This is a genomic window from Dongia sp. agr-C8 (genome assembly GCF_054658695.1).
Genome location: NZ_BAAGHZ010000001.1, coordinates 1,024,818 through 1,038,025, shown reverse-complemented (window position 1 = coordinate 1,038,025; position 13,208 = coordinate 1,024,818). Strand labels below are relative to the sequence as shown.

General features: G+C 66.8%; 11 protein-coding genes. 7 read left to right on the top strand and 4 right to left on the bottom strand.

The genetic code is table 11. The features are described from left to right. Position 1: 1 nt before the first annotated feature. The 5 genes from flbD to ACYQ4T_RS04730 all read left to right on the top strand — a co-directional run bounded on the left by flbD (position 2) and on the right by ACYQ4T_RS04730 (position 7,849). A complete protein-coding gene (flbD, locus tag ACYQ4T_RS04750) occupies positions 2-1,390 on the top strand; it encodes a sigma-54-dependent transcriptional regulator FlbD (RefSeq protein WP_459851131.1) in 1,389 nt (462 codons plus the stop codon). Positions 1,391-1,435: 45 nt separating this feature from the next. Further along, complete coding sequence (gene flhA, locus ACYQ4T_RS04745) at positions 1,436-3,568, top strand: flagellar biosynthesis protein FlhA (RefSeq protein WP_459851130.1); 2,133 nt, start codon at positions 1,436-1,438, stop codon at positions 3,566-3,568. A gap of 206 nt (positions 3,569-3,774) precedes the next feature. Beyond that, positions 3,775-4,866 (top strand): flagellar biosynthesis protein FlhF, encoded by a 1,092-nt coding sequence (locus ACYQ4T_RS04740; protein ID WP_459851129.1) that lies wholly within the window; start codon positions 3,775-3,777, stop codon positions 4,864-4,866. After that, on the top strand, positions 4,863-5,699 hold the full coding sequence (locus tag ACYQ4T_RS04735) for a MinD/ParA family protein (RefSeq protein WP_459851128.1): 837 nt from the start codon (positions 4,863-4,865) through the stop codon (positions 5,697-5,699). Before ACYQ4T_RS04740 ends, ACYQ4T_RS04735 begins: the two co-directional genes overlap by 4 nt. Continuing rightward, positions 5,696-7,849, top strand: coding sequence for a hypothetical protein (locus ACYQ4T_RS04730; protein WP_459851127.1), 2,154 nt, complete (start codon positions 5,696-5,698; stop codon positions 7,847-7,849). Before ACYQ4T_RS04735 ends, ACYQ4T_RS04730 begins: the two co-directional genes overlap by 4 nt. A 47-nt stretch (positions 7,850-7,896) precedes the next feature. On the opposite strand, the gene ACYQ4T_RS04725 is transcribed toward ACYQ4T_RS04730, so the two are convergent. The 4 genes from ACYQ4T_RS04725 to fliI form a co-directional block, all read right to left on the bottom strand. Further along, positions 7,897-8,697, bottom strand: a complete 801-nt coding sequence (locus ACYQ4T_RS04725) for a PRC-barrel domain-containing protein (protein ID WP_459851126.1) — start codon at positions 8,695-8,697, stop codon at positions 7,897-7,899. A 53-nt stretch (positions 8,698-8,750) separates the two neighbouring features. Next, the gene (locus tag ACYQ4T_RS04720; RefSeq protein ID WP_459851125.1) at positions 8,751-9,146 is read right to left on the bottom strand and encodes a PRC-barrel domain-containing protein; all 396 of its coding nucleotides are present in this window, start codon (positions 9,144-9,146) and stop codon (positions 8,751-8,753) included. Positions 9,147-9,250: 104 nt separating this feature from the next. After that, the gene (locus ACYQ4T_RS04715; RefSeq protein WP_459851124.1) at positions 9,251-9,676 is read right to left on the bottom strand and encodes a flagellar FliJ family protein; all 426 of its coding nucleotides are present in this window, start codon (positions 9,674-9,676) and stop codon (positions 9,251-9,253) included. Further along, on the bottom strand, positions 9,673-11,049 hold the full coding sequence (gene fliI, locus ACYQ4T_RS04710) for a flagellar protein export ATPase FliI (RefSeq protein ID WP_459851123.1): 1,377 nt from the start codon (positions 11,047-11,049) through the stop codon (positions 9,673-9,675). Before fliI ends, ACYQ4T_RS04715 begins: the two co-directional genes overlap by 4 nt. Positions 11,050-11,310: 261 nt before the next feature. On the opposite strand from fliI, the gene ctrA reads away from it, so the two are divergent. Together ctrA and ACYQ4T_RS04700 are read left to right on the top strand one after the other, a co-directional pair. Then, the gene (gene ctrA, locus ACYQ4T_RS04705) at positions 11,311-12,021 is read left to right on the top strand and encodes a response regulator transcription factor CtrA (RefSeq protein ID WP_459851122.1); all 711 of its coding nucleotides are present in this window, start codon (positions 11,311-11,313) and stop codon (positions 12,019-12,021) included. Between the two features lie 215 nt (positions 12,022-12,236). After that, positions 12,237-13,205 carry a hypothetical protein gene (locus tag ACYQ4T_RS04700; RefSeq protein WP_459851121.1) on the top strand — a complete coding sequence of 323 codons (969 nt, stop codon included), beginning with the start codon at positions 12,237-12,239 and terminating at the stop codon, positions 13,203-13,205. Positions 13,206-13,208 lie beyond the last annotated feature (3 nt).

Genomic DNA, 13,208 nt, shown 5'->3' with positions numbered 1-13,208 from the left:
GATGCGGTTGCTTATTGTCGGTTCCCTGGACGGCCATATCAGCGCGGCGGGCAAGATCGCCCTCTCGCGTGGCGCCAAGGTCGCCCATGTGAACGACGTCGATCAGGCGATGCACGCGCTTCGCAACGGCCAGGGCGCCGACCTCGTCATGTTCGACGTCAACCTCGACATCCAGCGCATGATCGAGAGCCTGAAGCGCGAGCGCATCAACCTGCCGGTGGTCGCCTGCGGCATCGGCTCCTCGTCCGAGATCGCGGTCCGCGCGATCCGCGCCGGCGCGAAAGAATACATCCCGTTGCCGCCCGATGCCGAGCTGATCGCCGCAGTGCTGGCCGCCGTCGCCGAAGAGAGCTCCGCCTTCATCTTCAACGATCCGAACTTGAAGGCCGTGCTGAAGCTCGCCGACCAGGTGGCGCCGAGCGATGCCAGCATCCTGATCACCGGCGAGAGCGGCACCGGCAAGGAAGTGATGGCGCGCTACATCCACGCCCATTCGAAGCGCGCCTCCAAGCCGTTCATCTCGGTCAACTGCGCCGCGATCCCGGAGAACCTGCTGGAATCCGAGCTGTTCGGCCATGAGAAGGGCGCCTTCACCGGCGCGGTGGCGCGGCGCATCGGCAAGTTCGAGGAAGCCAACGGCGGCACGCTGCTGCTCGACGAAGTCAGCGAGATGCACCCCCGCCTGCAGGCCAAGCTGCTGCGCGCCCTGCAGGAGCGCGAGATCGACCGGGTCGGCGGCTCCTCGCCGGTGAAAGTCGATTTCCGGCTGGTCGCCACCTCGAACCGCGACATGCAGGACGAGGTGAAGAAGGGCAATTTCCGCGAAGATCTCTATTTCCGCCTGAACGTGATGTCGCTGGAACTGCCGCCGCTCCGCGAGCGCCCGGGCGATATTCCGGTCCTGGCCGACCATTTCGCCCATAAGTACGGCGAAGCCAACGGCATCAAGATCGACGGCATCGCGCCCGAAGTGCAGGCCATCCTCCTCGCCCATGAATGGCGCGGCAACGTGCGTGAGCTCGAGAACACCATGCACCGCGCGGTGCTGCTGGCCCAGGGCCCGATCATCGGTCCGGAAGCCATCATGCTGACCGGCGGCCGCGGCCTGCCCGTGACCCGTGCGACGGAAGCCGCCCCCAGCGCGGCCGACGCCGCCGCGGCCAAGGCGGTCGATGCGGCCGGCACGGCGGTGCTGGTCGGCAAGACCGTGGCGGCGGTCGAGCGCGACCTCATCATCGACACGCTGTCGCATTGCCTCGGTAACCGGACCCATGCCGCCAACATCCTCGGCATCTCGATCCGCACTTTGCGCAACAAGCTGAAGCAGTACAGCGAGGAAGGCGTCATGGTCCCGCCCTCGCACGGCGAGGTCGATCAGGCCTCGGCCTGAACCGCGAGCACTGAGTAGCGCTTACCCAAGCCGAACGAGTAGCCCATGTCCGACGCCAGCAACGCCGCACCCACCGCCGCTCCGCAAGCCGGAGCGGCGCGCGGCGGCTTCAACATGAACCGGGTGATCGCGACGCTGCGGCGCGGCGAGATCCTGTTCGCCTTGGGCATGATGGCGGTCCTGACCGTCCTCATCTTCCCGATGCCGGCCTGGCTGCTCGACATTTCGCTGGCCTTGTCGATCACGATCTCGGTCCTGGTGCTGATGGTCGTGCTGCTGATCGAAAAGCCGCTCGACTTCTCCACCTTCCCGACGGTGCTGCTGGTCGTCACCATGCTGCGCCTCTCTTTGAACCTGGCCTCGACCCGCCTGATCCTGTCGCACGGCCACGAGGGAACCGCCGCCGCCGGCCATGTCATCGAGGCCTTCGGCGGCTTCATCATGGGTGGCAACTACGTCATCGGCATCATCGTGTTCGCGATCCTGGTGTTGGTGAACTTCGTCGTCATCACCAAGGGTTCCGGCCGTATCGCCGAAGTCTCGGCCCGCTTCAGCTTGGACGCGATGCCCGGCAAGCAAATGGCGGTCGATGCCGACCTCTCCGCCGGCCTGATCGACGAGACCGAAGCCAAGGCCCGGCGCAAGCAACTCGAGGACGAGAGCAATTTCTTCGGCGCCATGGACGGCGCCGCCAAGTTCGTGCGCGGCGACGCGATCGCCGGCCTGGTCATCGTCCTCATCAACATCGTCGGCGGCATCATCATCGGCGTGGTGCAGCAGGGCCTGAGCCTGAGCGACGCCGCGACGTCCTACACGCTGCTCACGGTCGGCGACGGCCTGGTCAGCCAGATCCCGGCGCTGATCGTCTCGACCGGCGCCGGCATGCTGGTCACCAAGGCCGGCATGGTCGGCTCGACCGACAAGGCGCTGTTCAAGCAGCTATCCGGCCACCCGCTCGCGCTCGGCCTCGCCGCCTTCCTGATGGCCTTGCTGGGGCTGCTGCCGGGCATCCCGGCCCTGCCCTTCCTGGTGCTGGCGCTGCTGGCCGGCGGCGCGGCATTCCTGCTGACCCGCAAGGAGAAGCGCGCTGCGGTCGACCAGGTCCAGCAGCAGAAGAAGAAGGAAGCGGCGGCCCCCGTCCTCGAAGAGCCGATCTCGACCGCGCTCACCATCGACGCGATCCGGCTGGAGCTCGGCTACGGCCTGCTCGGCCTGATCAACACCGAGCGCGGCCATCGCCTGACCGACCAGATCAAGGCGCTGCGGCGCCAGCTCGCAACCGAGATGGGCTTCATCCTGCCGGCGGTGCGCATCCAGGACAACCTGCAGATCAACGCCAACTCCTACATCGTGCGGGTGAAGGAGATCGAGGCCGGCCGCGGCGATCTCCGTCCCAACATGATCATGGTCATGGACCCGCGCGGCGACAAGATCGGCATGGCCGGCGAGGAGACCACCGAGCCCGCCTTCGGATTGCCGGCGATGTGGGTCGACCCTTCCGCGCGCGAGGAAGCGCTGTTCCGCGGCTATACCGTGGTCGATCCCGCAACCGTGATCACCACCCACTTGACCGAGATCGTCAAGGACAACATGTCCGAGCTGTTGTCTCACGCCGAGACGCAGAAACTGTTGGACGAGTTGCCGAAGGAGCAGCAGAAGCTGGTCGCCGACCTGGTGCCGAGCCAGATTTCGGTCGGCGGCGTGCAGCGCGTGCTGCAGACCCTGCTGGGCGAGCGGGTCTCGATCCGCGACCTGCCCAACGTGCTCGAAGGCATCTCCGAGGCTTGCGGCTATTCCCGCAACATCACCTCGATCGTCGAGCATGTCCGCGCCCGGCTCGCGCGCCAAATCTCGGATTCCGCCACCGATGCGGGCGGCATCATTCCGCTGGTGACGCTGTCGCCGGAATGGGAGCAGGCCTTCGCGGATTCGATCGCCGGCGACGGCGAGGAGCGCCACCTGGTCATGCCGCCGACCCAGCTGCAGCAGTTCATCCAGTCGGTGCGCCAGACCTTCGAGCGCTTCGCCATCATGGGTGAGTCTCCGGTCCTACTGACCAGCCCGGGGATCCGGCCCTTCGTCCGGCAGATCATCGAGCGGTTCCGGGCGACCACCATGGTGATGTCGCAGAACGAGATCCATGCGAAGGCGAAGATCCGCACCCTCGGGCAGATCTGATCGCGCGGCGGGGTCCGAGAGCAATGTCCTGCCAATTTGGGCCATTCTGTTCGCCAGCAGCGAGTCCGTCCGCTAGGAAGCGGGCCCCGTGCGCGAAGGCGCACAAGATCGGGCCTTCGCCCAATGGGCGCGTAGCGGCACTGCGGGCGAACCCGGAGGGCGACGGCGCAAATTGGCAGGACATTGCTCTAGTATAAGATAGCCCCATGCGACTTCGAACCTTCAGCGCCGCGACTATGAGCGAAGCCATCCGCCTGGTGCGCGATGAGCTCGGCCCTGATGCCGTGATCCTGAGCACCGAGACCGCGGGCAAGCAGGTGAAGATCACGGCCGCGCTGGATCGGGCCGCCATCCTGGAGCCCGCACCCCTGCTCACGGTCGAGCCGATGGACGCGATCGCCGGCGCGCTCGACTTCCACCGCGTGCCGGAACTGCTGTCCGAACGGCTGCTGACCCTGGCCGAGAATTTCCTGCTGGAGAATCCGCGCCAGGCGCTGGGCGCGGCGCTTCGCTCCCGCTTCACCTACAGCCCGATCCTGCAGAACCGGCCGGAGCGCCCGATCATGCTGGTCGGCCTGCCCGGGGCCGGCAAGACAGCTACGCTCGCCAAGCTCGCCGCCGGCGCGCGGGCGCAGAAATGGCCAGTCGTCGCCATCACCTGCGACCTCGCCAAGGCAGGCGGGATCGACCAACTCGCGACCTATGCCAAGGCCATGGGCATCACCGCCTATCAGGCGAAGAACGCCGGGGCCTTGAAGCGCGCGGTCGGCGCCGCGCCCGAGGGTGCCCTGGTGCTGATCGACACCGCCGGCATCAACCCGCTCAAACCCGACGACATGGCGGCCCTGGCCGACCTGGCCGCCTCGGTCAAGGCGGAGCCGGTCCTGACCCTGGCCGCCGGGGGTGACGTCTCCGAATCCGCCGAATTGGGCCAGCTGTTCTCGGAGGTCGGCTGCCAGCGGCTGATCGCAACCCGGATCGACGCCGCCCGGCGCTATGGCGCGCTGCTTGCTTGTGCCGAGGGCGGGCAGCTGGGCTTTGCGGAATTCGGGGTTTCCCCGGAAATCGCCAATGGCCTGATGTTCTTCGGGGCCGATGCGCTGGCCCGGCTGCTGATGCCGCAAGAGATGGCGGAAGCGCCGAAACGCGGGCAAAATAGCGCTACCGCCGCGCGAGTCGCCCCTGAACCAGATGGGGAACGGCCGAATTTCGGTCGCCAGGGCGGGGTGGCGCGTAAGAAGCCGGATTCCGAGGGGGCAAGCGGAAGCCGGAAGCGACCAGTGGGATCAAGAACATGAGTGAGTCACCCGTCCGCACGGCGACGACGCCGTCGGATGAACCGATCGCCAATGTTATCGCCGTCGCCTCCGGCAAGGGCGGCGTCGGCAAGACCTGGCTCAGCATCTCGCTGGCCCAGGCGCTCGCCAAGCTCGGCCAGCGCGTGCTGCTGTTCGACGGCGATCTCGGCCTGGCGAACATCGACGTGCAGCTCGGCATCCAGCCCGGCATGGATCTCGGCACCGCGCTCGAGCGCCACCTGCCCTTAAGCCGCGCCGTCATCAACTATCCGAGCGGCGGCTTCGACCTGATCGCCGGGCGGTCCGGATCCGGCTCGCTCGCCAGCATGCCGATCAATCGGCTGCAGGCGCTGGCCCAGGGCCTGCGCGCGGTCGGCGATTCCTATGGCCGCGTGGTGGTCGATCTCGGCGCCGGCATCGAGCGCCCGGTGCGCTATCTCGCCAGCCGCGCCGGCTTCTGCCTGGTGGTCACCACCGACGAACCGACCGCCCTCACCGATGCCTATGCGCTGATCAAGATGGTGACTCTCGACGCCCAGGAGCAGCACAAGGAGACTCCGATGGGCGTGGTCGTCAACATGGCCTCCAGCCGCGAGATCGGCCAGCGCACCTATGAGACTCTCGCCAAGGCCTGCGAGCGCTTCCTCAAACGCCGCGTCCCGCTGCTCGGCGTGATCCGCCGCGACCCCAAGGTGCGCGACGCGATCTCGACCCAGACGCCGCTCCTGGTGCGGCACCCGAGCAGCCCGGCGGCGACCGACATCGAGGCGCTGGCGCGCAAAATGTTCGAGATCACCGGCGGCGAGCAGACCTCCGCCAGGCGCGGGGCGTGAGCGACCTCTTCAACCCGATCAGCCGCAATCTCCCCGGCACGTCCACCGGGCCCAACGTAATGTCCGGCGTCGTGCCGGATCCGCCGCGCAGCCTGCTCGGCCTGGTGACCGGGACCATCCTCAAAGGCACGGTGCTGGGCAAGGGCAGCGACGGCTTGACCACCATCGCCACCGACAAGGGCACGGTCAGCGTCGCCACCAATGCGGCGATTCCCGCCGGCAGCCAGGTGACGCTCGAAGTCCGCAATGCCGGCGGCGATCGCTTGCAGGTGCTGATCCTCGCGGTCGAAGCCGGAAACCGCAACGCCGAGAAAGCCCACCAGGCCGGCAGCGGCAGCGCCGGTGGCGCGAGTTCCGCCGCCACCGCGCAGAGCGGCGCTGCAGGTGCGGCCGCGCACAAGAGCAAGGCCGAGCCGGCGCCGCGCCCGGCTGCGCCGCCGCCGATCCAGATCGCCGGCAGCAGCGTCAAGGCCGTCGTCGTGCAAGCGCCGCCGGCCGCCTCTCTCCTGCCGACGCCGGATGTGGAGATCGAGCCTTTCACCGCGCCGAACCCGCCGATCGCGGCACCGCCCGATGCCGCGCAGAAGGCACAGATCCTGGCCCAGGCCCGGGCGCTGGTCGAACCGCCGACAACGACCCCCGTTCCGACCGGCCCGATCCTGGCCCCGGTCGATCCCGATAGGCCGAGTCCGCTGCCGCAAGGCACGACACAACCGTCGGCAACACTGCCCGCGAGCCCGCAGCCGTCACCGGCTGTTCCCGCCGCTTCACCGCCGCAAGCCGGTGGCGTTCCCGCTTCTACCGTCCTCGTCACCGCCGTCGCGCAGCCCGGCAGCGGCGCCACGATCCTGCAACCCGATGTCGCCACGCGCATCGCTGCCTTGTTCGCCGCCGCCGACGCGGCGGAGACCGTGCCGCTGCCGAAGGGCGCGACACCGTTGCCGGCCGGTACGCCTCTGCCGGGGAATCTTCCGGCGGGCAGCATGCCGATCGCGAATGTCCCGCCGGGAAGCGTCCCCGCATCCAGCGTCCCGCCCGGCAGTATCCCGGCGGCGCATGTGCCGCCCGGCGCGATGCCGATGCCGCTCGCCTCGGGCGCGGGTCCGTTGCTCGCACAATTCCTCGCCGGCAGCACGACGGCGGCGGCGACCACGCCGGCGCTGCCGACCATGCTAACCGCCGGCAGCGAGCTCACGCTGCATGTGGTCGCGGTGCTGCCGACCAAGGGCGGGGAGATCGAGATTGCCCCGGAGGCGGCGCGGCTGACCGGCAGCGCTGTGCCGCTGATCGGCAAGGTGCTGGGCTATACCCGCGCCGGCCATGCCGTGATCGACACGCCCGCCGGCGCGCTGATGATGCAGGAGCGCACGCGCCTGCCGGTCGGCGCGCAGGTGGCCCTGGTGCTGGAGCCGATCGCGCCGCCCGCGGCAGCACCGCTGCCGCCGATCACCAGCCCGCAGCAGGCGTTGCTCTATCTCTCCAACCGCTGGCCAGCGCTGGACGATCTCATTGCGGTGCTGCGCGGCGTGCCGGTCGGGACTTCCCATGATCCGGAGACTCCGCCGCCGCCCGGCATCCCGCAAACCGGGCCGCGGCTCGCGGCCGGGCTCGCCGCCGCGATCGGGGCCTATCGCAGCGGTGAGATCGAGCGGCTGCTTCAGCCGATGCTCGCCGGGCGCAAGCTTCCCATCGAGAAAGAGGAGATGGTGAAGCGCCTCAGAGAGGAGTTCACCCAGCTTTCCGATCTCGCCAAGGATCGGCCGGCGGTCGATTGGCGCGCCCTGTTCCTGCCGGTCTACGACCCGCGGGTCGGCCTCACCCAGATCAACCTCTACTACCGGCACAACAGCGGCGGCGAAGGCAGCGAGCCGGACAAGAAGGACCAGGGCACCCGCTTCCTGGTGGATGTGAATTTCGCCGCACTCGGCGCCTTCCAGCTCGACGGACTGATCCGCGGCAGGCGCTTCGACCTGATGATCCGCAGCCGCAGCCGGCTCTCGCGCAATCAGCGCCAGGACATCATCAATATCTTCGAGAACGCGCTGGAGGTCGGCGGCGCCACCGGCGCGCTGGAATTCCGCACCGTCGAGGTCTTCCCGGTCTCGCCGCTCGACGAGCTCCGGCAGTCGCGCGACGGTCTCACCGCATAAAGAAAAGGCCGGCGGAGCGAACTCCGCCGGCCTCGAACTGCGCAGCCTCAGCCGTTGGTCTTGTATTCCGGCATCTGCTTCAGCGCGTTCTTGTCCATGTTGACCACGGCCTGCAGCTTGCCGTCCTGGTTCGTCATCTTGATCTGGTTCCAGGCCAGCTTCACCGCGTGGGTGCCGATGCCGAGGAAGCCGCCGACATCGACGACCACGCCCGAGACCTTGCCGGAATCATCCAGCAGGACTTCGCTGATCTCGCCGACCGTGTCGTTGGCGTTGTTGACGACATTGACCCCGACCACCTTGCTGGCGTTGATCGAGCCGTCGGCATTCAGCGCCGCCGGGCGGCTGGTGTCGGCTGCGGTGGTTTGCGCCGTCGTCGGCTCCTGCGCGCTGTCGCTCGCATAGAGCTGGCCGGAATCGTTCAGCACTTTGCCGCGATTGGCCTCGGTGCTGTACTTGTAGCCGGCGGCTGCCTGTGCCGACTCCTTGGTGATGCTGCTGTGGATGTTGCCGTCGGCATCGGCCTTGAGATCGGTCCACGGCACGGAGATCCGCTTCTCGGATTCCAGCCAGCCGCTGATATCCAGCACCACCGACGTGACCTTGCCTTTGGTATCGACGATCACGCTTTCGATCTCGCCGACCGTCTTGCCGCTCGCGTCGACCACGTCCTCCCCGATCAGCTTGCCGGCATCGACCGCGCCGACGCCGACATTGGTGGAGGCCTCGGTGCTGACCGGCGCCGCCGGCTTGGCCGGGGCGGTGGTGGAATCCTGCGCGAGCGCCGGGGTGACGGCAAAAGCCGCGATGAAGCTGCCGGCGAGCAGGCCGGTTTTGAACTTGCTCATGATATTTCCTTTTAAATGGATGGCCCGCGCGCCCATCGCGCGCAGGCAGTCGTTCAGATCCAGTACGGCGGGACGCCGAAATGGCTGTAGACCCGCGAGTTCCAGTCGAGGTCGCGGTAATAGCTGTCGTTTGACGGGATCTCGTTGGGCGCGTCTTTCAGCACCGAGTCATCGACATCGGCGACGTAGCCGTCGAGGCTGGTGTCGTAACGCAGCACGCTCCACGGGATCGCCCGCCGCGTCTCGCCCAGGCCGAGGAAGCCGCCGAAGGCCGCTACTGCATACGCGACATGGCCCGAGACCTTGTCGAGCATGATGTCTTCGACTTCGCCGGCGCGTTCGCCCTTGCGGTTGAAGAGCTTGGTTCCGTTGACCTTGGTCGCGGCGATCAGGTTGACCGTCTCGTCCTTCTTCAAGGTCTGCTGACTGCGCGGAATGGCCTGTGCCATCGCTTCCTCCTCGATTGTTCCGGTTTCACAACGGGATAATCGGCGCAGGCCGGGCGAGTTCCGCCGCTCCGCAGGCGAATTTTGCTCGGCTTGTCGGGCGGGAGTTAGAGCGTGGTGTCTTTCTTGCGGCGATGCAGCTGCAATCCGACTTCGTCGGCGCGGTTCTGCTCGCGGCGGCGCTGGGCGACGCGCTGGCGCTGCGCGCGGTTGGCGATGGTCTGCTCGGTCTTCTTCAGCTCGGCGAAGGATTCCATGATCTGGTCGCGCAGCTTGTCGAGCTCGGCGCTGAGGTCGGCGACCGACTTCTCGATCCGCTCGCGCCGCTCCGCCATCGTCCGCTTGTAGTCGGGCAGCATGCGGCTCAGCTCGATGTCGTTGCGCGCCGCCTCGACCTCGTTGGCGACCTCCTCTTCCAGGCGGCGGATGTCGCCGCGCAGGCGCTCGATCAGCGCCTCGAGGTCGGTCGCCTGGCGCCGCTTCTCGTCCAGCGTCCATTTCTGCAGCCGCAGCATCTGGTCGAGGCCGCTCATGCCTTGGCCTCAGGCGGGGGGGCCTCGGTTGTGGCGGCCTCGGTCGGGGCGGCGCCGTCCGCCCCGTCATAGGGCATGGCGACAATGGCGGCCAGTTCCCGGTACCCGGTCTCGAGGTCCGAACGCTCGGTCTTGCGCTGGGACAGAAACTTCTCCAATGCCGGCCGGAGCTCGATCGCGCGGTCGACCGTCGGGTCGGTGCCGCGGCGATAGGCGCCGAGGCGGATCAGCTCCGCCATGTCGTCATAGACCGACATGTTCTGTCTCGCGATGCGGATCATGTCGTTCTGCTGCTCGTTGTTGCAGTTCGGCATGGTGCGCGACAGCGAGCGCAAGACGTTGATCGCCGGATAGCGCCCACGCTCGGCAATGGAACGCTCGAGCACGATATGGCCGTCGAGGATACCGCGGCAGGCATCGGCGATGGGCTCGTCGTGATCGTCGCCCTCGACCAGCACGGTGAACAGGCCGGTAATGCTGCCGGAGCCGACCAGGCCGGGACCGGCGCGCTCGAGCAGCCGCGGCAGGCCGGCGAAGACGGAAGGCGTGTAACCCTTGCTGGCCGGCGGCTCGCCGGCGGAAAGCCCGATCTCGCGCAAGGCCATGGCGAAGCGGGTGACCGAATCCATCATGCAGAGCACGTGGCGGCCCTGGTCGCGGAAGAACTCGGCGAGGGTCAGGGTCATCTGCGCCGCCTGGCGGCGCAGCAGCGGCGATTCATCCGAGGTCGCGACCACGACCACGCTGCGCGCGAGACCCTCGGGTCCAAGCTCGTCCTCGAGAAACTCCTGCACCTCGCGGCCGCGCTCGCCGATAAGCCCGATCACGTTGATGTCGAGGCTGGTGTATTTCGCCATCATCGACATCGTCACCGACTTGCCGATGCCGGAAGCCGCGAAGATGCCGAGGCGCTGGCCCTGGCAGACGGTGGTGAAGGTGTTGATGGCGCGCACGCCGAGATCGATCTTGCCGCCGACCCGGGCGCGCAGATGCGCCGGCGGCGGATTGGCGCGGATCCGGCAAGCTTTGTGACCGAGCGGCAGCGGGCCCTTGCCGTCGATCGGCTCGCCCAGTGCATTGACCACCCGGCCCAGCCAGCCATTGGTCGGCCGGATCGCCGGTTCGTCATGGACCAACACGGCCTTGCTGCCGAGGCCGACGCCGTCCAGCGAGCCGAAAGACATGGCGAGCGCCCGGCCGTCGCGGAAACCGACCACCTCGCTCGGCACCCGGTTGCCCGTACGGTCGACCAGGTCGACCCGCGAGCCGATCGAGAGCGAGTCTTCCAGCCCGGCGATCTCGACCAGCATGCCGAGGATCGCGGCAACCTTGCCGTAGATCGTCACGTCCGGCACGCGGGCCAATTCCCGCATCAATGGTTCAAGTGTCTTGATCAAGGTTGGGTCTAGCGCCAGCCAGGGGTTCCAGATGGGGCCAACCATAAACAATCGGCGTTAACCTGCGGTTAATGCTGACTTGGGAGAATGTCTTAACTTTCCGGACAAATCAGCCACTTAGGAACGAAGTCTGGTGAGACCCGGGCCGGCCACGCAATCCTTTACAATTGGCCGCCCAAATGGTTAATATTCACAGGGTCACACCGGTGGCAAAATAGTGCACGAAAGGGTGCAGCCATGCGCGTGCTGTTAGTCGAAGACGATACCAATACCGCCAAGAGCATCGAGCTGATGCTGAAAGCGGAAGGTTACATCGTAGATTCGACCAATCTGGGCGAAGACGGTCTCGAGATCGGCAAGCTCTATGATTATGACATCATCCTGCTCGACCTCATGCTCCCCGACATCGACGGATATGAGGTGTTGCGCCGGCTCAGAAGCTCGCGCGTTAACACTCCGATCCTGATCCTTTCGGGTTTGAGCGAGCTGGACAGCAAGATCAAGGGTCTCGGCTTCGGCGCCGACGACTACCTGACCAAGCCGTTCGACCGCCGCGAGCTGATCGCCCGCATCCAGGCGATCGTCCGCCGCTCCAAGGGTCATTCGGATTCGGTCATCAAGACCGGCAAGCTGGTGGTCAATCTCGACACCCGCACTGTCGAGGTGAGCGGCCAGCCGCTGCATCTGACCGGCAAGGAATACGGCATCCTGGAACTCTTGAGTCTGCGCAAGGGCACGACGCTCACCAAGGAAATGTTCCTCAACCATCTTTACGGCGGGATGGACGAGCCGGAGCTGAAGATCATCGACGTCTTCGTCTGCAAGCTCCGCAAGAAGCTCTCCACCTCGACCGGCGGCGAGAACTATATCGAGACGGTCTGGGGCCGCGGCTATGTGCTGCGCGATCCGGAAGCCGCCGGCCAGCCGGCCAAGGCCGAGAGCGCCTGATCCGTTTCGCCATACCGAATGCATCAGGGAAGCCCGGCTCAGTCCGGGCTTCTTTGTTTATGCGTTTCCGGCCAACTCGGATCTTCGTGTGCGGGTCCAACGGAAAGCTGTGACGTCCGGCACGCTGACCCGGGTTTCAGCTGGCCGCGCTGCGAATTGCAGGCGAACCTCGATTGCTTTCGCCGCACGGATGAACCAGGGATGGATCCGAACCCATGTCAAAGAGCAAGGCAGCGCCCCGACGTCTGCGCACGATCTTCTGCGGCCTCGCGGTCGCGCTCCTTTCGATGCCGGCTGCGGCCGATCCCTTTTCGCCGCCGAAATCCAAGGCGACCCTTACGCTCACCTATACGCTGACCGGCGGCGGCACCGACCGGCCCGCTTCGCATGAGCGCGAGGTGATCTGGTCAATCGAGAACCGCTATGAGGTGGCGGCGACGCTGATCGCCGAAAAGCCCGCCGGGTTCGGCGCCATGCACCAGCCCGATGCCGGCGAGAACGCCGCCATGCAGCAGCGCCAGGAAGCCGCCGCGGCCGGCGCCCAGAACATGCAGGGCATGATGGATATGGCGCAGAAGATCATGGAAAAATGCGGCGACGACGAAGCCTGCATCACGCAGGAAACCATGAAGATGAGCCAGCAGATCGACCCCAGCGATCCGAAGCTCAAGGCGGCGCAGCAGAACATCGAGACCGCGAGCGCCATGCCGGGCAACCGCTATCAGCTGTTCTCCGCCGGCCCGCAATCCGGCAGCTTCAAGGTGACCGAGAAGGCGCACGAGGCCTATTTCGACGCCGCCTGCTCATTGAAGAACCAGACGCCCTGCGCCTTCGACACCGCGGTTTCCGGCGCGGGCAAGCTGACCGACCTGCAGGGCAACACCAGCTTCACTCTGGGCGTCATGGCCGAGGTCGACACGCAATCCGGCTCCCTCATCTTCACCATGCCGGTGCCGGGCTTTGCGAAGGTCAAGAAGACCGTTACGTCGCAGAGCAAGGAAGTGAAGACCGGCAGCTTCGAGGAGACGCGCACGCTCAAGCCGGGCCAGGTCGGCGGCGCGCAGATCAGCGTATCCTGCGGCGCATGCAAGACCGCCAGCGGCACCCTGACGCGCGAGGTCGAGGACGGGCTCCTGGGTCGTCCGGCGAAGCTGGTAATCGACTGGAAGTTTACGCGGCCCTGAATC